This is a genomic window from Pseudorhodoplanes sp. (assembly GCF_046289595.1).
Lineage (GTDB): Bacteria > Pseudomonadota > Alphaproteobacteria > Rhizobiales > Xanthobacteraceae > Pseudorhodoplanes.
Map to the genome: position 1 here is coordinate 1 of NZ_JBKBVB010000069.1, position 23,769 is coordinate 23,769.

Consider the following 23,769-nt stretch of genomic DNA (forward strand, 5'->3'; position numbering starts at 1 on the left):
TTCTGCGCCAGAACGTCGGAGGCGACCTGCGACCAGAATTCCGGCACTTCCACATTCTCCAGCCGGAACACGACCGACCCGTCCGGGTTCTTGATCTCGCTCGTGGTCAGGCGGAAGCCGATCTCCGCGTAGGGAGACTGGCCGTCCTTGGTGAAGCGCCGTTCGATCCGCATTCTCTTCGCCCCGTTCTTTCATTGCCGGCGGCTTGGCGCCGGTCTGGCCCGTGGCGGCGGGCCTGTCCCGCCCTGCCGCCGTTCGGCTCTGGTTTCTGTTTCGACGCCAACGCTACTCTAACGCCTTGGCCGGTTGGTCCGGCCCCGTTTCTCCGACTTCGGCGACGCGAAACCCCGCCCCGCCAAGGGTTCTGGTCTGGCGGGTGTCTGCCTCGCATCGCTGTCGGAGAGGCCGGCGGAGACGAAAGACACACCCGCGCCGAACCGGAGACTCAACCTATGGACTGCCGATCGGCCCGTCAAGTTCTAGTGGCTCAGTCCCTACCAAACCCTAAAGCTTGTGGCTCTTACTGGGAATTGTGGGGATTACTCACGGGCCGGTGAAGACAGTTTGGAAGCGCATGGGGGATTCGCCAAGCCAAAATCCACCTGCGGCGAAGCGCCCGGGTCATGGCCGTGTCGCAAGCGCTGAAATAGGCTTGAATCCGACGATTCGCTGTCAAGCGTCACACGGGAGGACGCGCAAGGGAGGGCCGCGCAATGGTGCCAAGGCACCGCTCGCGGTCCTCTCAACAAACCGGATGCGCAGCGATTCTCTCTTTCCTGCCAACGTCCTAGCAGCGCCGCGAGACGAAACTCCGCGTCCGCTGGCAACCCCCGTGCACCCACTCCAAGACGCTGCGAACCCTGAGCCTTGACGGGTCTATTGAGTGTAGTTACACCTATAAGCATGAATCGGCCCGACATCGATCCTGATCTGCGGCCCGTGGCCGATTGCCTGTGCTTGGCCGCGCGGCAGGCCTCGCGGGCGATCACCCGCCGTTTCGACCGCGCGTTGCGGGCGCAAGGACTGCGCATCACCCAATTCTCGATGCTTGCAATTCTGCATTTGAAAGGGCCGCAAGCAATCAGCGAACTTGCCAACGCATTGGGCGTCGAACGTACGACGCTCACTCGCAATCTAGGGCCGGTTGAGCGCGACGGTCTGATTGTCATCCGCGATGACGATGACGATGCGCGGTCCCGCGTCGTTACATTGACCGCGAAGGGCAGGCGCGTACTGATCGGTGCTTTTCCGCTCTGGCAAACTGCCCAGGCCGACCTGATTGCCGCTATCGGCGCTCAGGCTGCCGATCGCCTGCGCAGCCTCGCGCGCAACCGCCGTTATCAGGCCGAACAATAGTAACAAGGGTCCGAAGCCAAATTCTTTGCCGAAAACGTGTAGATACACTTAAAGCAGGGAGAAGCTGCAATGACCATGCTCGACTTTGCCGGAACGGTCGCCATCACCGCGATTATGGTAATTGTGATCAACGCTGCGATTGGCGCGATTGCGTTGCCCAGAGTGCAAAAGCTGTGGCTGGTGTCGGCGGTCGGCTTGTGGATCGGCCTTGCCGCCGGCGCCGCCGGCATGGGGTGGCTGCAACTGGCCGAACCGGTGCCAGTGATCGGATTGTTCTTTGCAGCGCCGCTAGTTGGGGCCATGATCGCAGCATGGCTGTCACCTTCACTTAGAGACGCAGCGCTTGCGATGCCGGCCGGTCTCTTGATCGGCCTGCATACCCCGCGGATTCTCGGAATCTTTTTCTTGCTGCTTGCGGAACAGGGACGGCTGAGCGGCCCGTTCCCCGGCTATGCCGGGTGGGGCGATATCGCGACCGGGCTGTCGGCGATCCCGGTTGCGCTCTTGCTTGCATGGCGGCCGGTATCGGGCAGGGCAATTGCCGTCGGCTGGAATGTCTTTGGTGCTGCGGACCTGTTGCTCGCCGTTAGCCTTGGCGTGACGTCGGCGGTTGGCTCGCCTCTCCAGATTTTCGATGCGGCGCCAGGCTCCGCAGCCATGCAGGTCTTGCCGTGGTCGTTCGTTCCGACCGTCCTCGTACCGTACTTCTTGATCCTCCATGGAATCATCGGGGTTCAACTATACCGCACCGGAAAAGCCGTCCGCTCAGACCCGAGGGCCTTTCAGAGGGTCTGATGATTGCAGCGCTGGCGCCCGCCCGCTGGCAGTGGGCGGGCGCCCTTATCGAGACCAAAAAATCATCAATCCTGGAGAATGAAGGTCACCTTCAGATTGACGCGGTATTCGTCGATCTTGCCCTTCTTGATCACGCATTTCTGGCCTTCGACCCAGACGCCTTCGACATTCTTCAGCGTCTTGACCGCGCGGGTCACGCCGACCTGCACGGCGTCTTCGAAGCTCTTCTTGGATGCGGAAATCAGTTCAGTGACGCGAGCGACCGCCATGCGATCCTCCCTGACTGTGCAGAACCGGACCGGTTCCGCCGGCAAGCCTAGGCGACCGGGCAGGGCGGTCAAGTGAGCGGGTGTCCTGAAAGGGACGCGTGATCCGCGCAGCGCAATGTCGCCGCTATAACACTACGATGCCGGAATGCTTGGCCTTGTCGTCGGGCTCGACATGGATCGAGATCAGCGCATCCTCGATCTCGGCTTTCAGCGCGCGCTCCAGCCGGTCGCAGATGTCGTGCGCCTCGGTGACGCTCATCGAACCCTTCACCACCAGATGGAAATCGACGAAGGTCATGCGTCCGGCATGGCGGGTGCGCAGATCGTGCGCCTCGATCGCGCCGTCGGCATTGGCGGCGATGACGGTGCGGATGCGGGCGAGTTCCTCGTCCGGCACGGCCTCGTCGAGCAGGCCGCCGACCGATTCCTTCATGACGCGCCAGCCGGCCCACAGCACATTGAGCCCGACCAGGGCGGCGAGGATCGGATCGAGAATGCGGTAGCCGGTGATGGCGGCGATTGCGACGCCGGCCAGCACGCCCACCGAAGACACCACGTCCGTAAACAGGTGACGCCCGTCGGCGACCAGGGCGGGCGACTTGCGCCTGCGCCCCTGCGTGATCAGCACCCAGCACCACACCGCATTGATCGCGGTGGCCGCGCCGTTCACCGCAAGACCGATCCAGGGTGCGTCGACAATCCGCGGCGCATACAGCGCCGACCAGGCTTCGCGGAAAATGACAAGTGCGGCGACGACGATCAGCGCGCCCTCGGCCACAGCGGAAAGATATTCCGCCTTGTGGTGGCCGTAAGGGTGGTTCGTATCGGCAGGCTGAGCGGCGAAACGGATCGCGAGCAGCGCCACGATCGCGGTCGCGATATTGACGATGCTCTCAATCGCATCCGACAGGAGCGCGACACTGCCGGTCAAGTGATAGGCAAGATATTTCAGCGCGAGGACGACGAGTCCGACCGCGATGCTGCCGGCGGCGAGAAGCTGGACCCGTTTCATCGAGGACCGCGCAAGGTGTGAGCCCGCGATCTACTCGCCGCGATCCGCACAGGCAAGCATTCTGATTTCAAATGCAAATCGGTTGCAGATGCAAATCAGGACGGCTGCGCCGGCGCCCGTTCGCCGGATCGCTCTTGCGGCGCATGAGCGAGCGCCCGATGCGGCGCGATGTGCAGCGGATTGCCATGGAATTGGTCCTGCCGCCGTCGCGGCAGCGCGTGCGGATACTCGCGCTGCAGAAAGTCGATGATCTTTTCGCGGACCTCGCAGCGCAGGTCGAACACCTCGCCGGAATTGCGCCCGCTGACGAGGATGCGCAACTCCAGCACATCGGGCCTCGCATCGGTGACCTGCACATTCACCACATTGCGGTCCCAGCGCTTGGAGGCACGCGCGATCCGGTAGGCCGCTTCGCGCACCGCGTCGACCGGCACCGTGTAGTCGGTATAGGTCAGCACGGTGCCGATCAGCGAGGCGTTTTCGCGGGTCCAGTTCTGAAACGGCTGTTCCATGAAGTGGGAGAGGGGAACGATCAGCCGCCGCCAGTCCCACAGCTTGACCACGACATAGGTCGCGGTGATCTCCTCGATCCGGCCCCATTCGTTTTCGACCACCACGGCATCGTCGATCCGGATCGGCTGGGTCATGGCGATCTGCACGCCCGCTATCAGGTTCGACAGCACCGGCCGCGCCGCAAAACCGACGACGATTCCGGCAAGTCCGGCGGATGCGAACAGCGACACGCCGAACTGGCGCACGACCTCGAAGGTCATCAGCGCCGATGCGGTGGTGATGATGACGATCAGGGTCTGCACCGCGCGCTTGAGGATATGGACCTGCGTCACATGCTTGCGCGCCAGCAGGTTGTCCTCCACATCGATACGGAAGCGCATCAGATAGATGTCGGCGGCCATGCGCGCGGCGACCAGCGCCAGCCATCCGACCATCACGATGAAGCCGACCTGGAAGGTCCGGCTGAGCGTCACCGCCGCGGTCTCGTCGAGCGGCACGAAGCGGGTGGTGACCGAGAGCGCGAACAGGATCATCGCGAAGCGCAGCACACCCCTGGTCCGGCGCAGGAACGAGAACAGGATCGGGTGGCGGACTGCGAAGAGCCGTCGTGTCAGCCGTGCGATCACCGAAAACACCACGATCGCCGCCGTGGCCGAAAGCGCCATCAGCGCAGCCGCGATCAGCGGCACAGGGATCGCCCGGAACGTGGAATCAACCGATGTCCAGAATGTCCACCAAACGTCGTCCGATATCATCGAGAGGCGCGATTTACGTGCAAAAATGGCTCTCTGGACTTCAGCCAGCGGCAATGGCATGAAGCCCGCGACACCGGAACAACGCAGCGCAACATGAAGAGTTTCCTGCTCAAGGTCTTCACCTGGTGGAACGGCCAGACCCTGAATACGCAGATCTGGACCGCGCTCTACGGCGAGCTCGTCGGCGAGGACGAGTTCGGCAACCGCTATTACCGGACCAGGGGCGGCAAGATCGATCCGACGCTCGGCTTCGAGCGGCGCTGGGTGATCTATAACGGCTATACCGAGCCCACGACCATTCCGCCGGCCTGGCATGGCTGGATCCACCACATTGTGGATACGCCGCCGACCGATGAGAAATACAAGCCGCGCCCCTGGCAGAAGCCGCACCGGCCCAATCTCACCGGCACGCCGGGCGCCTACCGGCCGCCGGGCTCGACGCTGGCGCAGGGCCGCCGTCCCAAGGCCACCGGCGACTATAAGGCCTGGACGCCCGGCCGGTAGGAAAACCGGGGAGGGCGACGTGCCGCGCGAGCCGGTAGCCTCCTCAAGTCTGAAAGGCATTCCGCGGGGGGTCTGGGCGCTCGGCTTCGTCAGCCTGTTCATGGACGTTTCCTCGGAGATGATCCATGCCCTGCTGCCGGTCTATCTGGTGGTCGGCCTTGGCGCTTCGATGGTCGCGGTCGGCTTCATCGAGGGGATTGCCGAAGCCACCGCGATGATCGTGCGGATTTTTTCCGGTGCGCTCAGCGACTGGCTGGGAAAACGCAAGCTGCTGGCGGCGATCGGCTATGGCATGGCGGCCTTTGCCAAGCCGATCTTTCCACTCGCCACCGGCCTCGGCTGGATCGTCGCCGCGCGTTTCATCGACCGTATCGGCAAGGGCGTGCGCGGTGCGCCGCGCGACGCGCTGGTCGCGGATCTGACCCCGCCGGCCATTCGCGGCGCGGCCTTCGGGCTGCGGCAATCGCTCGACACGGTCGGCGCTTTTGTCGGGCCATTGCTTGCGATCGCGCTGATGGCGCTGACCGCGAGCAACTTCATCGCGGTGTTCTGGATCGCGGTGATCCCGGCCTTTATCGCATTCTTTCTCATTGTGTTTGCCGTGAGGGAGCCGCCGCGCCCGGAAACCGCCGGGAGCGAAAGGCCGACGGTCAGCCTCGCCACTGCAAAACGGCTCCCCGCAATGTTCTGGGTCGTGGTGGCGATCGGCAGCGTGCTCACGCTTTCGCGCTTCAGCGAAGCGTTTTTGATCCTGCGTGCGCAACAGCTCGGCCTGGCGATCGCGCTGGTCCCGGTCATTCTGGTGGTGATGAATGTCGTCTATGCCGTCACCGCCTATCCGGCGGGCGTCTGGTCGGACCGGTTCGGACGGCGCGGCATGCTGCTTGCGGGCGTTGCGGCGCTGCTGGCGGCGGACATCGTGCTGGCATTGTCGACGAATGTCGCAGCCGCCCTTGCAGGAACTGCGCTGTGGGGCCTGCATATGGGACTGACGCAGGGCCTGCTCGCCGCGCTGATCGCCGACGCCACGCCCGCCGATCTGCGCGGCACCGCCTTCGGCATTTTCGCCTTCGCCAGCGGGCTGACGCTGCTGGCCGCCAGCGTGATCGCCGGTGCGCTGTGGGATGCGTTCGGGCCGCAGGCGACGTTTGTTGCGGGCGCGGGTTTCACCGCACTTGCGATGATCGGGATCGCGCTGGTTCCGATGAAAGCGCAGACGCCGGATGCGGCGGGGTAGCGCCGCATCCGGATTTTTCAGATTACATCGACCCTTCAAGTCCGAGCTGGCGCACCAGCGTGCCCCATTTCCCGCGCTCGCTCTTGAAATACTGCTCGATGCCGTCGATGGATGGCGTGTCGATCGGGATCAGGCCGATATTGCTGGCGAGCTTCTTCATCTCCGGATCGCCCATGATCTTCTTCATCTCGGCGTGAAGCCGCTCGACGATCGGTTTGGGCGTGGCCGCGGGCGCGAGCAGGACGTGCCACGACACCGCCTCGAAATCCGGCGCGTTGGCCGCTTCGGCGAAGGTCGGCACGTCGGGCAGCGACGGCAGGCGGGCCTGCGACGACACGGCGAGCGCCCGCAGCTTGCCGTCCTTGATCAGCGGCAGCGAGGCGCCGGCTTCGGCAAACGCCATGTTGACATGACCGGCGGCGATGTCGGCGACCGCCTGCGGCGACGATTTATAGGGGACATGCGTCATCGCCAGCCCGTAACGGTTTTTCATGTATTCGGACGACAGATGCAGCGCGGTGCCGGCGCCGGGCGAGGAATAGGTCAGCGGATTCTTGCTCTCCTTGGCGTATTTGATCAGGTCGGGAACCGAATTGACCGGAAGCTTCGGATCCACGACCAGGATGAAGGGCGACTTCACGTAAAGCGAAATCGGCACGAAGTCCTTTTCCGGATTGAAATTGAGCTTCTTGTAAAGCGACGGGTTGATCGCCATTGGCGCGCTGGTCGAGACCACGAGCGTGTAGCCGTCGGCGGGAGCGTTTGCGACCGCCGCAGCGGCCAGCATCAGCGCCGCGCCGGGACGGTTTTCCACCACCACGGGCTGGCCGAGAGAGGATTGCAGCCGGTCGGCATAAAGCCGCACCAGCGAGTCCATGCCGGTCCCCGCGGCAAGCGGCACCACGATGGTGATGGGCCGTGTCGGATAATTTTGTGCGGTCGCGGTTGCGGGTTGCAAAAGAGCGCAGGCGGCGAGCGCAAGCAGCGCCCTGCGGCCGGTGACGAACGGCATGAGACAATCCTCCCTTGATCTGGCGCCTTCCCGGCGCTCTGAGGATTCGCAGCATGCAGGGCCGCGGCGTGCCCGGCAAGCGGTTCGCCAAACCCGGATTGCGGGCCAATTGCCGCGGATCGCCCTTCCGCCGCCGCATTCGGCATGTTAACCGGGGATATTGCATCATCGCCGGCGGAGCGAGAGTGCTGAATCTGGATTGTCGATGACGGTCGTTTCGATACGACGGCGTGCTGCCCGGCTCGTCGCTGCGGCGGCGTGCATCGCCGTGCTTTGCCTGCCGGCGGACGAGGCCTGCGCCCAGTTCGGATCGATCTTCGGCGAGTCGCCGCCACGTCCGCCGGGGGATGTGCCGGGGGGCGCGCGGCAACAGCCGTTCCCGCAACAGCAATTCCCGGACCGCCTGCCGCCCGGCCCGCCGCCGAGTGCACGGCGTCCGCCGCAGCAAATCCAGTCGGAGCCGCTGCCGCCGCCCCCGGGCGCGACACGGCCGCAGGACGCCGCGCAGCCGCAGAATCCGCCGTCAAATGCGCGGGCGCCGCGCGGCACGCCGCAGCCGGCGGTCACGGCGCCGCAGCCCGGCGACGAGGTTATCTCCGCGCCGCCCTCGCAGAAAATCCCGAACAAGACCGCGGTGTTTTCCGGACTCGACAAGATTACCGGCCGCATCATCTCGTTCGATGTCGAACTCAACGAGACCGTGCAGTTTGGCGCGCTCCAGGTGGTGCCGCGGGTTTGCTATACGCGGCCGCCAACCGAGACCGCCGCGACCGATGCCTTTGTCGAGGTCAGCGAGGTGACATTGCAGGGCGAGGTCCGCCGGATTTTTTCGGGCTGGATGTTTGCGTCGAGCCCCGGATTGAACGCGGTCGAACATCCGATTTACGACGTCTGGCTGACCGATTGTAAGCAGCCGACGGTCGCCGTTGCCGATGCGCCGGCGCCGCCGCAGCTTGGCCTGCAAGGACCGCCGCAGGTGATCATCGAGGCGGAGTCCGACGACGGCGCGCAGCCGGCCCAGCGTCCGCAACAGACCCAGCCGGCGCAACAGCAGCCGGCTCCGCGTCCGCAACAGGCGCAGCAACCGCCGCGTCCGCAAGCACAGCAACAGCCGTCGCGCCCGCGCCCGCAGCCGCAAGCCGGCGGCGCTAACCCGTTCCCGACGCCGATCCGCTGACGGAGAGGGTTGTGCTCAGTCGGATGGTGGCGATCCCAGCGCCGCAAGCGCGGCCGAGCCCGGCAGCGGGTCTGGATCGAGCGCAAAGAAATCGGCTTCGCCCTTCAGCGCGCGTTCCAGCAGCCGGTTGTAATGCCGCTTGCTGACCTCGACCGCGCCGAAGCGCGTCAGGTGCGATGTCACGAACTGGGTGTCGAGCAGCGCAAAGCCGCCTGCGCGCAGCCGCGCCACCAGATGCACAAGCGCCACTTTCGACGCATCGGTCTCGCGGTGGAACATGCTTTCGCCGAAAAATGCCCGTCCGAGCCGCACCCCATACAGCCCGCCGACCAGCTTGCCGTCCAGCCAGGTCTCGACCGAGTGGCAATGCCCGATCTCATGCAGCTTGCAATAGAGGCTGCGGATTCGCCCGTTGATCCAGGTGCGCGAGCGGCCGATGGCGGGCTCGGCGCAGCCGTCGATCACCGCCTCGAAGTCGCGGTCGATGTAAACCTCAAAACGGTCGGACCGTACCGTTCGCGCCAGCCGTTTCGGCACATGGAACCCGTCGAGCGGTATCAGGCCCCGCATGTCGGGCTCGAACCAATACAGGGACGGGTCGTCGGCATTCTCCGCCATTGGGAAAATGCCGCAGGCATAGGCCTTCAGGAGCACCTCGGGGGTGATCTCGACGAAGCCGGTTTCGCGTCCCGAATCCTTGGTGGCCATCGCCGTAACTTAACGCCTCGTTATCCCTCAGCCGGTTAAATTTTCGACACTTTACGAACAAAAGCCCCAGCCAAGCTTTGCCGACCCGGGCGTATCGCGTAGAGGGGGAAAGCATGTCGCAGAAAGCTTCAAAACGGAAGTCCGCCGAGCGGAAATCCAAACCGGCGTCGGCCGAAATGCCGGCCGAGATCAGCAAGACCTGCGTTCTTCTGGTTGAGGACGAGCCGCTGATCGCCGAAATCATCGGCGAGGCGCTGACGGAAAGCGGCCATCTGGTCCATGCGGTATCGAACGCGCAGGATGCGATTGCGTATTTGTCGAACGGCGCGCGCGTCGATCTGCTCTTTACCGACATCAACCTGCCCGGTGAACTCGACGGTGTCGGCCTTGCCGAACGCGCGCGGGCGATCGATCCGGAACTGCCGCTGCTGTTTGCGTCCGGCCGGTGGTGGCGGCTCGAACAATTGCAATCGCTCGGCAATGCGGGGACGCTGCGCAAGCCCTACAGCCCGGCGCGGGCCTGCGAGGCGGTCGAGACGCTGCTGGCCGAGCGTGTTGCCAAGTCGGACGAGCGCGAGCCGAAACCAGAAGCAGTTTTAGCACTGTAGCGTCAGCTCTTCAGCTTCTCGAACAGGTTCATCGGGATCGGCAGAACGATGGTCGAGGCCCGGTCGCCGGCGATGGTCTGCAGTGCGGTGAGGTAGCGCAGCTGCATCGCCTCCGGCCGCGTTGCCAGGATTTCGCCGGCATTGGCGAGCGTCTGCGCCGCCTGGAATTCACCTTCTGCATCGATGATCTTGGCGCGGCGGATGCGCTCGGCCTCGGCCTGCCGCGCGATGGCGCGGATCATGCTTTCGTTGATGTCGATATGCTTGAGCTCGACATTGGAGACCTTGATTCCCCAGGCATCGGTCTGCTGATCGAGAATGCGCTGGATGTCGTCGTTGAGCTTGCCGCGTTCGGCAAGCATCTCGTCGAGATCGTGCTGGCCGAGCACCGAGCGGAGCGTGGTTTGCGCGAGCTGGCTGGTCGCCTCGTTGAAATGCTCGACCTGGATGATCGCCTTTTCCGGATCCATGACCCGGAAATAGATCACGGCATTGACCCGCACCGAGACGTTGTCGCGCGAGATCACGTCCTGCGGCTCGACATCGAGGACGCGGGTTCGCAGATCGACACGGACCATCTGCTGGATGAGGGGGATGACGAGGACGAGACCCGGCCCCTTCACCTTCCAGAGCCGCCCGAGCATGAACACGACGCCGCGCTCGTATTCGCGCAGGATGCGGAACGCGTTGATCAGAATGAACAGGATGACGAGAGCCGGGATCAGAAGCCCCGACCAGGCTGGCAGATATCCCATCGTTAGGCCTCCAAGCGTTCTACGGGTTCGACGACCAGTTCCAGGCCGTCGCGTTTGACGACACGGACGCGCGTGCCCGGCGCGAGACATTGCGCTGCGCGCGCCGCCCAGATTTCGCCGTGAATACGGATGTTGCCGCTTTCGCCAGACCAGTGCACCACGATGCCTTGCTCGCGCAGCAATTGTTCGGCGCCGGTCTCCGGCGGGCGGTTGCGGGCCTTGATGGCGGCGCCGATCACGAAGAAGCTCAGGCCTGCACAAGCGAGGCCGGCGCCGGCGATGACCGGAAGCGAAACACGCATATCGAAATCGGCGCCTTCGCCCTCGAACAGGAAGAAGGCACCGGTCAGAAACGCGACAAGCCCGCCGATGCCGAGGACGCCGATGCCCGGCGTGAACACCTCCGCGATCATCAGCGCAATGCCAAGCAGAAGCAGCGCCAGCGCGCCGTAATGCACCGGCAGCAGTGACAGCGCGATCATCGCCAGCAACAGCGAAATGCCGCCGACGATGCCGGACACGAAGGTGCCCGGATTCCAGAATTCGAACAGCAGACCATAGACTCCGATCAGCAGCAGGATGAACGCCACATTGGGATCGGCGATGGTCGCGAGCAGGCGCGTGCGCCATTCCGGCTGCAGCACCTCGATGGTTGCGCCGCGCGTTGCGAGGGTGCGGGTCTCGCCGGCTGCGGTGATGCTGCGTCCGTCGGCCTGACTGAGGAAATCGGCGACGTCGCGCGCGACGAATTCGACGACGCCGGCCTTTTGCGCCTCGCTCGCGGTCATGGTCGCGGCCTCGCGCACCGCCTTTTCGGCGAAATCGGCATTGCGGTCGCGCATCTGGGCAAGGCTGCGCAGCAGCGCCACGGTGTCGTTGATCGCCTTCTTCTCGGCGGCGCCAGGCTCCTTCGGCGTTTCGTCCTTCTTCGGCTGCGGCGTCCCGGGAAGGCCGCCCATGCTCACCGGTGTCGCCGCGCCGAGATTGGTCCCTGGCGTCATGGCGGCGAGATGGGAGGCATAGACCAGGAAGGTGCCGGCCGAGGCCGCCCGCGCGCCGCTCGGTCCGACCAGGACGAGAACCGGGACCGGGGAGGCCATCATGTCGCGGATCACATCGCGGGTGGCGCTGACAAGGCCGCCGGGCGTATCGAGCCGGATCACCACGGCGGCGGCGTTGTCGCGCTTCGCCCGCTCGATCGCGCGCGACAGCTGACGCTGCGCGGCGACGCTGACCGCGCCATCAATCTCGACGACATAGACGACCGGCTTGGTCGCAGCCTTGGCCGGACCTGTCGCACCGGCCAGGGCTGCAACGCCGATCAGGACCGAAAGGATCGCGACACCAAATCGTCTCATTCGCCCATCCACTGTGCGTATCCGGCATATAGGAATGACGGCTCGCCATGGCGAGCGCAACATGGCGAGCGCAACATGGCGAGCGCAATGGAGCGCGATATTGCAGTGCGAATAGCGGCGCTTGCGGTGTAACTGCGCGGGGCCGGCGGGCGATCCTTGCGATCAGGCTGGCGATTGCGGCCCGCACTCGAAGGTGATGACCACGCGGGTGCCGCTATGGGCCGGGTCATACACCACCTCGGCGCCGAGCCGGGTCGCCATGGCGCCGACAATCGAGCGCCCGAGCCCGGTGGATCGCGGCATGGACGTGATGTTGCAGCCGATGCCGTCGTCCTCGACGCTGAGCATCGCGTGCTTTCCATTGATCCTCTTGAGGCCGATCCGGATCGGACCCTTCTCGTCCGGATAGGCGTATTTCATCGCGTTCAGGACCAGTTCGTTGACGATCACGCCAATGGCGACGGCGCGGTCCGGATCGAGGTCGATCGGCTCGACGGCAAGGCTGAGCGCAGGTTCGGACGTCGCATCGGTTTTGGCCAGATCCTCGACCAGGGCTGCGAGATATTGGTCCACGGAGACCGACTGGACGTCCTCGGAGGTGTAGAGACGCTTGTGAACCTGCGCCACCGCCATGACGCGGCGGGTGGCGTCGGTCAGCGCGGCCTTGACCTGCGCATTCTTGGACGAGCCGCCCTGCAATTGCAGAAAGGCCGCGATCAGCTGCAGCGAATTGGCGACGCGATGGTTGACCTCGCGCAGCAGCATGGCGCGCTCGGCGGCCAGCCGCTCGAACCGGTCGCGCTGCTCGCGCAGCTCGTCCTCGGCGGCCTGATGGGCGCGGCGCAGGCGCATGGCTTCGGCGGCGCCCTTGAGGGCGGCGAGCAGCAGCGGCACGAATTGTCCGGACGCGTCCTTCAGCACGTAGTCGAAGGCGCCGGCCTTCAGCGCAGTGACCGCGACGGCCGAATCCTGCTCGCCGGTGACGATGATGACCGGCGGATGGTCCGGCATCTCCTGGATGCGCTGCAACGCGCCGAGACCGTCGAGCCGCGGCATGTGGTGGTCGAGCGCGACCACGTCGAATTCTTCGCCGCGCAGCCGCTCGACGGCCGCCAGGCCGTCCTCGACCGCGACCACCGCGATGCCCTGCGCGCCGAGGCCGCGCTGCACCAGGCGGCGCAGCCCGGGATCGTCATCGGCGTAGAGGATTTTCTTCGGCATCGGCCCGTTTCAGGTGGTGGGAGGAACCTGGATCACCGAGAAGAACAGTCCGAGCTGACGGATCGCGTTGGCGAAGCTGTCATAATTCACCGGCTTGGTGATGTAGACATTGGCGCCGAGATCGTAGCAGCGCTTGATCTCGCGCTCGTCGTCGGTGGTGGTCAGCACCACGACCGGCGTGAGCTTGAGATGCTCGTTTTCCTTGACGCGCCTGAGAATGTCGATGCCGCTCATGTCCGGCAGGTTGAGGTCGAGCAGGATCAGCAGCGCCCGGCCGCTGCTCACGCCCCCCGAACCGTCCGGCCCGAACAGATAGCGCACCGCATCGGTGCCGTTGGCGAAGGGGATGATCTCGTTATGGACGCCGGCGCGGCGGATGTTGCGTTCGATCAGGCGCGCATGGCCCTCGTCGTCCTCGATCATGACGATGGTAACGTGTTCGCTCATGCGGCCCGCTTCTCTTCCTCTTGCATGCGGCGGGGCAGGGTGACGATGAAGGTCGAGCCTTCGCCCAGCGCCGATTTCAGTGACATATAGCCGCCCAGCCGGCGCACCAGCGCGCGGGTATGGGCCAGTCCGATGCCTTCGCCCTTCTGATCCTGCTCGCCGGCGCGGCGGAACAGGTCGAAGACGCGCTGGTGATCCTCCGGAGCGATGCCGCGGCCGTTGTCCTGAACCTCGTAAACAACATGCGAATGCTCGACGCGGCCGCGGATGCGCACCTGCGCGGGGCGGCCCGGCGCGGTATATTTCAGCGCATTGTCGACGAGATTGGAGAAAATCTGCTCGAGCGCCAGCCGGTCGCTTTTCAGCGGCGGCAGCGCCTCGACGACGATCTCGGCATCCTTCTCGGCGGCCTGATGCGCGACCGCATCGGTTATCGTCTTGATCAATTGATCCATACTCACATATTCCGGCTTGAAGCTGCGCTGCCCCTCGCGCGAGAGCTTCAGGATCGAGTTGATCAGCCGGTCCATCTTGCCGATCGAGCTTTTGATAAAACCGAGCGATTCATCGAGATCCTTGGTCAACTCTAACGTCTTTGCGGCCTCGGCGGTATCGTCATTTTGCAGGGCGGAAAGCTGGTCGAGTATGTCATTTTTAATAGACTCGACCTCGGCGGTGAATCCCATGATGTTGACCAGCGGCGATCGCAGATCGTGGCTGACGATATAGGCAAAGCGCTGGATTTCGTCGTTGGCGTCTTTCAGATCGGCTGTTCGCTGCTCCACTTCCTCGACCTTGGCGGCGAGTTCGTTGTTGAGCTCCTGCATCGCCCGGCTGGCTTTTTCCGCATCGCGGGCGGCGCGAGCCTGGATCAGCGCGGCCAGACACAGGATCAGCGTGATGGCGAAGCCGCCCGCCAGAACATAATAGGCCACCGCGCGACTGGACTCGGCAAAGAAGGCGGGCGCCGCGGCAAAGACCAGTGTCCAGTTTCGATTGGCATTGGCGATGGTCCTGCGCTCGACAAGCGACGACAAGGCCGCGGCGTCGAAATTGGCCGACTTGAACAACAGCCGGTCCGGACTTTCGCCGGTGCCGTCGTAGATCGCCACTTCGACCGGGCTGCGCTCGCCGTCGACCCATCGCATTTGCCCGAAGAAGTCCCGGGTGCGGAACGGACTATAGGCCCAGCCGCGGAACTGGGCGCGGCGATCGTCCAGCGTTTCGGGAATGGCTGCGCCCTCGAAGACCGGGACATAGATCAGAAAGCCCGGCTGCACGTCGGCGTCAATCTCCTGAACGAGGCGCACAATGCCGGACATGGTCGCCGTGGCATTGTCACGCGCATTCATCATCGCGGCGCGGCGCACCTCTTCGCTGTACATGTCGAAGCCCAGCGCCGTCGCATTGCGCGGGTTCTGCGGCTCGATGAACAGGATTGCGGAATAGGTTTCGCGCCGTCCCTCCGGCCGCAATTCGATCGGCTGGCGATGATCCCGCCGGAGTCGCGCCACGACGCTGTCGCGTTCCTGTTCGTCGAAGTTGATGGCATAGCCGATGCCCTGGACACCGGGATAATATTCAGCCATGCGCAGCCGGCCGACATAGGCCGCAAAGCCGTTCCGGGACAGGCCCGGCTGGACCGTCAGGAGCCCGGCCGCACCGCGCAGCAGCGACACATGCGTCTGGATGCGCTCCTGAATGTCGCTGATACGGTCCTGCGCCAGCCGTTCGAACCGCTCCACATCGCGCGCCTCGCTGGCGCGGCGGAATTGTTCGAAGAGCAGTAACGACCCGGCGATGCCGATCACGAGAATGACCACCGGCGCGACGAACAGCCTGGTGGAAGACCGCGGCTCAAGAACGCTCATTTGTGATGGGGACCGAACTGTTTTCGCGTATTTGGGTACCGCCGCGGCGTCAGCCCGGCCGATTAGGCACTGAAACGCTCGTCGGCGAGAAATCGTTCCAGCCAGTGGATCGAATAATTGCCGTCGATAATGTCGGGGTTGCGAACCAGTGCTCGGAACAGCGGCAGCGTCGTCTCCACGCCATCGACCACGAATTCATCCAGCGCACGCTTGAGCCGCATCAGGCATTCCTGCCGGGTCTTGCCGTGCACGATCAGCTTGCCGACCATGGAGTCGTAATAGGGCGGGATGGTGTAGCCCTGATAGGCGGCGGAATCGACGCGCACGCCGAGCCCGCCGGGCGGATGGTAATGCAGGATCTTGCCGGGCGAGGGACGGAAGTTGAACGGGTTCTCCGCATTGACGCGGCATTCGATGGCATGACCGTGAAAGCGGAGGTCTTCCTGCCGGCATGGCAATTCGCCGCCGGCGGCGACCCGGATCTGCTCCAGCACCAGATCGATGTCGGTGATCATCTCGGTCACCGGATGTTCGACCTGGATGCGGGTATTCATTTCGATGAAATAGAATTCGCCATCCTCGTAGAGAAATTCGACGGTGCCGGCGCCGAGATATTTCATCTGCCGCATCGCATTGGCGCAGACCTCGCCGATCCTGTCGCGCTGTGCCGTATTGAGCGCGGGCGAGGGGCTTTCCTCGAACACTTTCTGGTGGCGGCGCTGCAGCGAGCAATCGCGTTCGCCGAGATGGATGGCGCCGCCGCGGCCGTCGCCGAGAATCTGGATTTCGATATGCCGCGGCCGCTGCAGGTATCGTTCAAGATAGACGGCGTCGTCGCCGAAGGCGGCCTTGGCTTCGGTGCGCGCGGTTTGCAGCGCGATGCTCATCTCGTCTTCGGTCAGGGCGACCTTCATGCCGCGGCCGCCGCCGCCGGCCGCCGCCTTGACCAACAGCGGATAGCCGATCTCGCGGCCGATCCGGAACGCCTCCTCGTCCGACGTCACGCCGCCTTCCGAGCCCGGCACGACGGGGATGCCGAGTGCTTTTGCGGTGCGCTTGGCCTCGATCTTGTCACCCATGGTGCGGATGTGTTCCGCCTTGGGACCGATGAAGCCGATATTGTGCTCGGCAAGGATTTCGGCGAAGCGCGCATTCTCCGACAGAAAGCCATAGCCCGGATGCACCGCGTCGGCGCCGGTGATCTCGCAGGCTGCAAGCAGCGATGGAATGTTGAGATAGCTGTCGCGCGCCGGCGGCGGTCCGATGCAGACGCTTTCGTCGGCAAGACGGACATGCATGGCGTCGGCATCGGCCGTCGAATGCACGGCGACGGTATGGATGCCGAGCTCCTTGCAGGCGCGCAGGATGCGCAGCGCAATCTCGCCGCGATTGGCGATGAGGATTTTTTCAAACATGGATCGTCCGAGTGCGGCGCATTCGCTCACTCAATGATCATCAGGGCTTCGCCGAATTCGACCGGCTGACCGTCCTCGACGAGAATTTGCGTCACCGTGCCGCCGCGCGGGGCGGGGATCTGGTTCATGGTCTTCATCGCCTCCACGATGAGCACGGTGTCGCCGGCCTTCACGGCCTGGCCGACCTCCACGAAAGGCCTGGCGCCGGGCGAGGGCGCAAGATAGGCGGTGCCGACCATCGGCGAGGGCACCATGCCGGGATGCTTGGCGGGGTCGGTTGCAGCCGGCGCCGCTGCCGCAGCCGGCAATGCCGCAGCCGCAGCAGGCGCCGCAACGGAAACCGCACGCGCGGTGCGCCCGATCCTGATGCGCTCGCCGCCGCGCTCGATCTCGATCTCGGTCAGTCCGGTCTCGTCGAGCAGCTTTGCAAGCCCGCGGATGGTCTCCTCGTCATAGGCCGCAGTTCTTTCGGCCGCAGTTCTTTGGGCCGCAGGTTTCCGGGCCGCGGGGCCCGCCTTCTTGTCTTTATCGGACGCCACGTGTCAGTCCTTCGATGATGTGAGCATGGCCGCAAGCCCGTCGATCGCGAGCCGGTAGCCGTCGATGCCGAAGCCGCAGATCACCGCCTTGGCCGCCGGCGAGAGATAGGAATGCCGGCGAAACGGCTCGCGGGCATGGACATTGCTGATATGGACCTCGACGGTCGGCAGACCGGTGGCCAGCACCGCGTCGAGGATCGCGACCGAGGTATGGGTATAAGCCGCCGGATTGATGACGAGGCCCGCCATGTTTTTGGCGCGCGCCTCCTGAATCCAGTCGACCAGCACGCCCTCGTGGTTCGACTGCCGGAAGTCGATCGCAAGGCCGTGCCGCGCACCGGCTTCGTGGCAGAGCGCCTCCACATCCTTGAGCGTGGCGCGGCCATAAACCTCCGGCTCGCGGGTACCGAGCAGGTTCAAATTCGGACCGTTCAGGACATAGACCGTCGTTGCCATAGGGGCCAGAATTGCGCCGGATCGGGATGCATAAGCGCGGGCGCGGGGCCCAGGCGGCGCTCCTTATAGGCGGGACGCCGCGCAAGGAAAAGGCCCGTTACGGCGGGGAGCCAGACGATCCTGGCGCGGAACCCCTCAGCAGGCCGGCTTGCCGCAACGCGCCATATTGATCTTGGCCTGCAATTCCTTGACCCCGACCGCGCCGACCACCGCCTCGTTGCCGATCACATAGGAGGGGGTGCCCTGAAAGCCGAGCGCTTCGGCCAGTGCGAAGCTTTCCTGCAAGGCCGCCCTGACTTCCGGACCGCTGATGTCCTTTTCGAGCCGCGCCATATCGGCGCCGACTTCCTTGGCGACGGCCATGGCCCGCGCCTTGTCGACCTGGCCGCGGCCGCTCAGGAGCTTCTGGTGGAAGTCGAAATAGCGCTTGCCGGTCTTGTCCTGCATGGCGACGGCGACGCCGACCTGTGCCGCATCCATGCTGCCCTGACTGAGCACCGGCATCTCTTTCAGCACCACGCGCAGATTGGGATCGGCTTTCATCAGCGTCACCATGTCGTCGAGTGCGCGTTTGCAGAAGCCGCAATTGTAATCGAAGAACTCGACCATGGTGACGTCGCCGTTCGGATTGCCGAGCGTGACCTGGCGCGGCGAGTGAAACAGCGCCTGCCTGTTCTCGCTGATCACCTTCTTGAGCTTCTCGCTCTGCGCCAGCGCCTGCAATTCCTCGATCAATTCCGGATGTTTAAGGAAATAATCTCGGATGATCGATTCGATCTCGCTGCGCTGCTGCGGGGTAAAGCCCTGCGCCTGCGCGGGCGCTGCCGCGAACACGAAGGCGGCCGCGGCGAGGGCGGCGAACAGGCGGGTGAGGGCGGTCATCGAAAGCATCCTTTGTGAGAAATCGTTACCGGCGGTTCGGGGGGGGCGGCACTTTTGCGGCGACGATGTCGTCGGCGCGCACCCAGCCGGGCGAGCCGACCGGCAGGCGCGTCTTGGCGCGTGCGGCAAGTTCGCGCGCCGTCTTGATGTCGCCGCGGGCAAAGGCAGCCTGCGCCGAGGCGAGATCGGCCTGGGCGTAATCGCCTTTGCGGCCATAGGCCATGGCGAGTTGCTGATAGCCATGCGGGGTGTCCGGCTCGCGCGCGAGGCCGTTGCGCAGAATGGCGATCGCCTCTTCGGCATGGGCGGGGTTGTTGGTCGCCACCAGCGCCTGGCCGAGCATGATCTGGATCAGCGTCGGATCGGGAGCGAGCGCCACCGCGCGGCGCAGCGGGGCAATCGCCTCCGCGGCGCGGCCGTTTTCCAGAAGCGCCTGTCCCTTGAGTTCGTGGAAATACGGGTTGTTGGGCTGGACCGCAATCAGCGCGTCGATCTGGGCGATCGCCGCGCGAATGTCGCCGTGCCGGTAGGTTGCGATCGCGCGGGCATAGCGCGCCGGCAGCGAGGTGTCGCTCATCGGATAGCGCCGCCCCACGGTCTGCGGCGCTTCCATGAAGCCGGACAGCTTGGCGCGCATCATGTCGTGGCGCGCCTGCAATTCCGGCGGATCCTTCTTGTCCCAATGCGGGCTGGTGCGCGCGATTTCGGTGAGCGCCGCCATGCGTTCGGTCGCCATCGGATGGGACTGCGCATAGGGGTCGGCGTAGCGCGCGGTGAACATCGACTGGTCGGCGAACCGCTTGAAGGTTTCGTACATGCCTTTGGCGGACTGGCCGGTGGCGGAGAGGAATTTCACCGCGGCGCGGTCGGCGGCCTCTTCATGGGCGCGCTGATAGGACAAGAGCGAGCGCTGTGCGGCGTGCTGGGTGGCATGGATCGCCGCCATGCCGGCCTGGCCCGCCCCGTCCGCCGCGCCGCCGCCGACCGCCGAGCCTGCCGCGACCGCCGCCGCGCCGAGCAGCATCCCGATCACCGCGGCTGTCTGCACATTGGCGAGCTCCTGGCGCAGCTTGGAGAGATGGCCGCCGGCGATATGGCCGGTCTCGTGCGCGAGCACGCCGATGATCTGGTTGGGCGTGGTCGATTCGGCAAGCGCGCCGGTATTGACGAAGATGCGCCGCCCGTCGACGACGAAGGCGTTGAACGACTTGTCGTTGATCAGCACGATTTTCAGATTGGCCTTGGCGAGCCCGGCGGCGCGAAAAATCGGCTGCGTATAATCCTTCAGCAATTGCTCGATCTCGGCATCGCGAATCAGCGGGACGCCGCCGCCGCGCTGCTGCGCGTGAGCCGGCAGTGGCGGAACGGCAATGGCGGCCGCGGCCGCGACTGCAGCGAGGCGCGAAGCCCACCGCGCGGATCGCGGCCTTTCGGAGGTGTGCGGAGGAACGACTTGTGCCATAACACTCTGAATTGCTTCGCCGATTGCGCGAACCTAAAGACCTCGCCGGAGGCGGTCAAATCACGCCACGGTCATGGTTCAAAGCAGGCGGCACGCAATCCGGTGAATGCGGCAGGAGCGGGGCGCATGCCCGGTCACAGTCTCGAAACAGGCGCATAATCCAATGCTCGACCGGGCCCGGGACATTTTGACCCCCTCCGCGCGCAGCGATGTTCCAGCCTTCATGGTGATGGATGTGATCGCCGAGGCCACGCGGATCGAGGCCGCGGGCCATCGCGTCATTCACATGGAGGTGGGCCAACCCGCCGCGCCTGCGCCGCAGAGCGCCATCGCTGCGGCCAGGCGCGCGCTCGACGGACCGCTACGCTATACCGAGGCGCTCGGCATCGCGTCGCTGCGGGCGCGGATCGCCCGGCATTACGGCGAGGCGTATAAAGTCGATCTCGATCCGGCGCGGGTGATCGTGACCACCGGCTCGTCGGCGGGATTCATCCTCGCTTTCCTCTCGATGTTCGAGCCGGGCGATCGGGTCGGGATCGCCAATCCCGGATATCCGCCCTATCGCCATATTCTGACGGCGCTCGGCTGCGAGCCGGTGCTGATCGAAACCTCAGCGCAAACGCGGTGGGCGGTGACGCCGGAGGCTGTGCTGGCCGAACACCGCAAAGCAAAGCTCGCCGGTCTGCTGATCGCAAGCCCGGCCAACCCCACCGGCACAATGATGCGGCCTGAAGCATTTGCCGATCTGATCCGCGCAACGGAAGGCGAGGGCATCCGCTTCATCTCCGACGAGATCTATCATGGGCTCGATTATGCTTTTCCGGCCGAAACCGCGCTGCGAATTTCCGATCGGGCGCTCGTCATCAATTCCTTCTCGAAATATTTCTGCATGACCGGCTGGCGCATCGGCTGGATTGTGGCGCCCGAACCGCTGGTCCGGCCGATCGATCGGCTGCAGGGCAATCTCGCGATCAGCGTGCCGACTTTGTCGCAGATCGCAGCCGAGGCCGCCTTCGACGGCCGCGCCGAGATGGATGCGGTCAAACATGGCTATGAGGACAACCGGCGTATCCTGATCGAAGGCCTGCCCAAGGCGGGGCTCGACACATTCCTGCCGGTCGACGGCGCATTCTATCTCTACGCCAATATTGCGCGTTTCTCCGACGACTCGTTCGCCTTTGCTAAAAGCATGCTTGAGGAGGCGCATGTCGCGGCAACGCCCGGCGTCGATTTCGATCCACGCGACGGGCGGCATTATCTGCGCTTTTGCTACGCGCAGTCGCAGGCCGACATGCGCGAAGCGGTGGAGCGGATCGGGCAATGGCTCAGGCGGAGATGACAGTCGCCGCGGGACCGGCGCCGCTGCCGCGTGCGGTGCCGCCGATGCTGAGTTTCGTCGCGGGCTATGTCGACAGCGTCACCTTCCTCGCGCTGTTCGGATTTTTCGCGGCGCAGGTCACCGGCAGCTTCGTGGTCGCTGCGGCAGAACTCGTGGTCGACGATCGCGGCGTGCTGGCCAAGATGCTGGCGATCCCGGCTTTCATGCTGGGCGCGGGCATTGCCGCGGCAATCATTATCGTCCGGCGGGGCGGCAGGCGTTCATCGCTGCCGCTGGTCTTCGCGCTTGAAGTCTCGCTGCTCGCGGCTTTCGTTGCGCTGCTGCTGAAGGCCTGGCCGATCACAGATCCGGATGCCTGGCTCGGCGGCGCCGCGGGTCTGCTTTCGGCTGCGGCGATGGGCGTGCAGTCGACATTGGTGCGGCTGCTGCTGCGCGGGGTGCCGCAGACCAATGTGATGACCGGCAACGCCACGCAGCTTGCTATCGATGCGACCGAGCTGATCTATGCGCGTTTGCGTCCGGCGCGCGTCGCAGCCGATGCGGCGCTCCTCGCCCATATCGCCGAAGCGCGCAAGCGCTTCGCCACCGTGTTCTCGGTGCTGACCGGATTTCTGGTCGGCGCCTTGGGCGGTGCGCTTTCCTACATGATGGCGGGGGCGTGGAGTGCGGTCCCGGCCATCGTCATTGTTGCCGCGCTGGTCGCATGGGCTGCCCGGCGGGGCGGCGCAGACCCGACATAGGCGCGAACGCGCATGGATGGATCGGTCATTCTGACGATCGCGGTCGCGGTCCTGGTCTATGCGGTGGTCGCCTACATCTTTCTGCCAATGGCCTGGCGTCATCATGAGCACCAGCCCGGTCTCGCGCAGCATCCGATGGTCACCCATACCAAGCAGGGCATTCCGGGCGACGCCCTCAATGTCGGGCTGGTCGGCGAGCGCGACGCTGTCATCCGCGCGATGAACGAGGCCGGATGGTTTCCGGCCGATCCGGTGACGCTGACATCGAGTGTGAAGATCGTGGGCTCGGTGCTGTTGAAGCGGCCCTGTGAACACGCTCCGGTCAGCCCGCTATTCTATGCCGGGCGTGTGGAAGATCTCGCCTTCGAGAAGCCCTCCGCCAAGAGCGCCGACCGCCGCCATCATGTCCGGTTCTGGCAGGTGCTCGACAAGGGCGCGGAGCAAAGGCCGGTCTGGCTTGGCGCGGTGACCTTCGACCGCAGCGTCGGACTCAGTCATTATACCGGACAGGTAACGCATCACATCGCTGCCGACATCGATGCCGAACGCGACGGATTGATCGGCGACCTGAAGACCGCGCAGGTGGTGGAGGCGGTCTATCAGGTGACCGGCCTTGGCCCGACGCTGAACGGACGCAATGGCGGCGGCGATCCATACTGGACCGACGGCGAAATCCGGATCGCGCGGTTGACCCCCGGCGCGGCGAAAACCGGGACTCCGCCCGCGATCCTCGACAGCCCGCAGGTCGTGCAATGGAAGGACGCGGTGATGAAGCAGATCGGTGAGTCCTTCGGGAATTGATGAGATGCTTTCGACGCTGCATGAAGGCTGGGCGATTTTCGAGCCGTATCTGAAACATTACGGCGCAATCGCCATCTTCGTCATGATCTATCTGGAATCGATGGGCTCGCCGGTGCCGGGCGAGACCGGCGTGATAGCGGCGAGCCTGCTGGCGGCGAAGGGCGAGCTTTCGATCGTTTCGGTCTATGTCGCGGTGCTCGCGGGCGCGATCCTCGGCGATTCCACCGGCTATGTGATCGGCCGCCTCGGCGGCAATGCGCTGCTGCGCCGTTTCGGACCGCGCATCGGGCTGACGGCGGAGCGGCTCGATGCGGTCGAGGACAGGTTCGCCAGGGGCGGGCTGTGGATCGTGTTCATCGCGCGCTTCATTCCCTTGATGCGCCAGATCAACGGCCTCTTGGCCGGTTCGCTGGCAATGCCGTGGCACCGCTTTCTGATGGCGCAATCGGCCGGGGCTCTCGTTTGGACCAGCCTTTATACGCTGGGCCCCTATTTCTTCACCGAGCTGTTCCACCACCTCCGGTGAGCCGGGCTGGG

26 protein-coding genes are annotated in these 23,769 nt (G+C 64.8%); 10 read left to right on the top strand and 16 right to left on the bottom strand.

Translation table 11 applies throughout. The features are described from left to right. The coding region (locus ACK41X_RS14655) for a hypothetical protein (protein ID WP_409724662.1) at positions 1–173 on the bottom strand (173 nt) is incomplete at its 3' end. Positions 174–939: 766 nt separating this feature from the next. Between ACK41X_RS14655 and ACK41X_RS14660 the strand changes: the two genes are divergently transcribed. Both ACK41X_RS14660 and ACK41X_RS14665 read left to right on the top strand, forming a co-directional pair. Then, positions 940–1,356: a MarR family winged helix-turn-helix transcriptional regulator gene (locus ACK41X_RS14660; RefSeq protein WP_409724595.1), complete on the top strand. Its 417-nt coding sequence runs from the start codon at positions 940–942 to the stop codon at positions 1,354–1,356. 69 nt (positions 1,357–1,425) lie between these two features. Then, complete coding sequence (locus tag ACK41X_RS14665) at positions 1,426–2,151, top strand: hypothetical protein (RefSeq protein ID WP_409724598.1); 726 nt, start codon at positions 1,426–1,428, stop codon at positions 2,149–2,151. A gap of 65 nt (positions 2,152–2,216) precedes the next feature. On the opposite strand, the gene ACK41X_RS14670 is transcribed toward ACK41X_RS14665, so the two are convergent. From ACK41X_RS14670 to ACK41X_RS14680, 3 genes are all read right to left on the bottom strand, one after another. Beyond that, entirely contained in the window at positions 2,217–2,420 is a 204-nt protein-coding gene (locus ACK41X_RS14670; protein ID WP_409724601.1) for a dodecin family protein, read from the bottom strand. 124 nt (positions 2,421–2,544) lie between these two features. Continuing rightward, positions 2,545–3,432: a cation diffusion facilitator family transporter gene (locus ACK41X_RS14675; RefSeq protein WP_409724605.1), complete on the bottom strand. Its 888-nt coding sequence runs from the start codon at positions 3,430–3,432 to the stop codon at positions 2,545–2,547. A 95-nt stretch (positions 3,433–3,527) separates the two neighbouring features. Continuing rightward, positions 3,528–4,634, bottom strand: coding sequence for a mechanosensitive ion channel family protein (locus ACK41X_RS14680; protein ID WP_409724607.1), 1,107 nt, complete (start codon positions 4,632–4,634; stop codon positions 3,528–3,530). Between the two features lie 159 nt (positions 4,635–4,793). On the opposite strand from ACK41X_RS14680, the gene ACK41X_RS14685 reads away from it, so the two are divergent. Together ACK41X_RS14685 and ACK41X_RS14690 are read left to right on the top strand one after the other, a co-directional pair. Next, positions 4,794–5,204, top strand: coding sequence for an NADH:ubiquinone oxidoreductase subunit NDUFA12 (locus tag ACK41X_RS14685; RefSeq protein WP_409724609.1), 411 nt, complete (start codon positions 4,794–4,796; stop codon positions 5,202–5,204). A gap of 19 nt (positions 5,205–5,223) precedes the next feature. Further along, positions 5,224–6,441, top strand: coding sequence for an MFS transporter (locus ACK41X_RS14690; RefSeq protein ID WP_409724613.1), 1,218 nt, complete (start codon positions 5,224–5,226; stop codon positions 6,439–6,441). A 22-nt stretch (positions 6,442–6,463) separates the two neighbouring features. On the opposite strand, the gene ACK41X_RS14695 is transcribed toward ACK41X_RS14690, so the two are convergent. Beyond that, entirely contained in the window at positions 6,464–7,453 is a 990-nt protein-coding gene (locus ACK41X_RS14695) for a Bug family tripartite tricarboxylate transporter substrate binding protein (protein ID WP_409724615.1), read from the bottom strand. A gap of 205 nt (positions 7,454–7,658) precedes the next feature. On the opposite strand from ACK41X_RS14695, the gene ACK41X_RS14700 reads away from it, so the two are divergent. Next, on the top strand, positions 7,659–8,630 hold the full coding sequence (locus ACK41X_RS14700; protein WP_409724618.1) for a DUF2155 domain-containing protein: 972 nt from the start codon (positions 7,659–7,661) through the stop codon (positions 8,628–8,630). A 15-nt stretch (positions 8,631–8,645) separates the two neighbouring features. Here ACK41X_RS14700 and aat read toward each other — a convergent pair whose 3' ends face one another. Further along, entirely contained in the window at positions 8,646–9,338 is a 693-nt protein-coding gene (gene aat / locus ACK41X_RS14705; RefSeq protein WP_409724620.1) for a leucyl/phenylalanyl-tRNA--protein transferase, read from the bottom strand. A gap of 176 nt (positions 9,339–9,514) precedes the next feature. Here aat and ACK41X_RS14710 point away from each other — a divergent pair, with 176 nt between their 5' ends. Beyond that, entirely contained in the window at positions 9,515–9,946 is a 432-nt protein-coding gene (locus ACK41X_RS14710; protein WP_409724622.1) for a response regulator, read from the top strand. A gap of 2 nt (positions 9,947–9,948) precedes the next feature. On the opposite strand, the gene ACK41X_RS14715 is transcribed toward ACK41X_RS14710, so the two are convergent. From ACK41X_RS14715 to ACK41X_RS14760, 10 genes are all read right to left on the bottom strand, one after another. Next, a complete protein-coding gene (locus ACK41X_RS14715) occupies positions 9,949–10,701 on the bottom strand; it encodes a slipin family protein (protein ID WP_409724624.1) in 753 nt (250 codons plus the stop codon). A 2-nt stretch (positions 10,702–10,703) separates the two neighbouring features. Further along, on the bottom strand, positions 10,704–12,059 hold the full coding sequence (locus ACK41X_RS14720) for an NfeD family protein (RefSeq protein WP_409724627.1): 1,356 nt from the start codon (positions 12,057–12,059) through the stop codon (positions 10,704–10,706). Between the two features lie 162 nt (positions 12,060–12,221). Continuing rightward, positions 12,222–13,280: a sensor histidine kinase gene (locus tag ACK41X_RS14725; RefSeq protein WP_409724630.1), complete on the bottom strand. Its 1,059-nt coding sequence runs from the start codon at positions 13,278–13,280 to the stop codon at positions 12,222–12,224. A gap of 9 nt (positions 13,281–13,289) precedes the next feature. Beyond that, positions 13,290–13,727 carry a response regulator gene (locus ACK41X_RS14730; protein WP_409724632.1) on the bottom strand — a complete coding sequence of 146 codons (438 nt, stop codon included), beginning with the start codon at positions 13,725–13,727 and terminating at the stop codon, positions 13,290–13,292. Continuing rightward, positions 13,724–15,598: a CHASE domain-containing protein gene (locus ACK41X_RS14735; protein ID WP_409724635.1), complete on the bottom strand. Its 1,875-nt coding sequence runs from the start codon at positions 15,596–15,598 to the stop codon at positions 13,724–13,726. The genes ACK41X_RS14730 and ACK41X_RS14735 overlap by 4 nt, the downstream gene beginning before the upstream one ends. A 62-nt stretch (positions 15,599–15,660) precedes the next feature. Continuing rightward, positions 15,661–17,013, bottom strand: a complete 1,353-nt coding sequence (gene accC / locus ACK41X_RS14740) for an acetyl-CoA carboxylase biotin carboxylase subunit (RefSeq protein ID WP_409724638.1) — start codon at positions 17,011–17,013, stop codon at positions 15,661–15,663. 26 nt (positions 17,014–17,039) lie between these two features. Next, on the bottom strand, positions 17,040–17,552 hold the full coding sequence (accB, locus tag ACK41X_RS14745) for an acetyl-CoA carboxylase biotin carboxyl carrier protein (protein WP_409724641.1): 513 nt from the start codon (positions 17,550–17,552) through the stop codon (positions 17,040–17,042). Between the two features lie 3 nt (positions 17,553–17,555). After that, positions 17,556–18,008: a type II 3-dehydroquinate dehydratase gene (gene aroQ, locus ACK41X_RS14750; RefSeq protein ID WP_409724644.1), complete on the bottom strand. Its 453-nt coding sequence runs from the start codon at positions 18,006–18,008 to the stop codon at positions 17,556–17,558. Between the two features lie 135 nt (positions 18,009–18,143). Continuing rightward, positions 18,144–18,890, bottom strand: coding sequence for a DsbA family protein (locus ACK41X_RS14755; RefSeq protein ID WP_409724647.1), 747 nt, complete (start codon positions 18,888–18,890; stop codon positions 18,144–18,146). 25 nt (positions 18,891–18,915) lie between these two features. Further along, the gene (locus ACK41X_RS14760; RefSeq protein WP_409724649.1) at positions 18,916–20,352 is read right to left on the bottom strand and encodes a M48 family metalloprotease; all 1,437 of its coding nucleotides are present in this window, start codon (positions 20,350–20,352) and stop codon (positions 18,916–18,918) included. Between the two features lie 163 nt (positions 20,353–20,515). On the opposite strand from ACK41X_RS14760, the gene ACK41X_RS14765 reads away from it, so the two are divergent. The 4 genes from ACK41X_RS14765 to ACK41X_RS14780 are packed head-to-tail and all read left to right on the top strand — an operon-like array spanning position 20,516 to position 23,758. Further along, entirely contained in the window at positions 20,516–21,691 is a 1,176-nt protein-coding gene (locus tag ACK41X_RS14765; RefSeq protein ID WP_409724651.1) for a pyridoxal phosphate-dependent aminotransferase, read from the top strand. Further along, complete coding sequence (locus tag ACK41X_RS14770) at positions 21,673–22,431, top strand: YoaK family protein (RefSeq protein ID WP_409724654.1); 759 nt, start codon at positions 21,673–21,675, stop codon at positions 22,429–22,431. The genes ACK41X_RS14765 and ACK41X_RS14770 overlap by 19 nt, the downstream gene beginning before the upstream one ends. Before the next feature lie 12 nt (positions 22,432–22,443). After that, positions 22,444–23,232 (top strand): LssY C-terminal domain-containing protein, encoded by a 789-nt coding sequence (locus ACK41X_RS14775; protein ID WP_409724656.1) that lies wholly within the window; start codon positions 22,444–22,446, stop codon positions 23,230–23,232. Positions 23,233–23,236: 4 nt separating this feature from the next. Beyond that, positions 23,237–23,758, top strand: coding sequence for a DedA family protein (locus tag ACK41X_RS14780; RefSeq protein WP_409724659.1), 522 nt, complete (start codon positions 23,237–23,239; stop codon positions 23,756–23,758). Positions 23,759–23,769 lie beyond the last annotated feature (11 nt).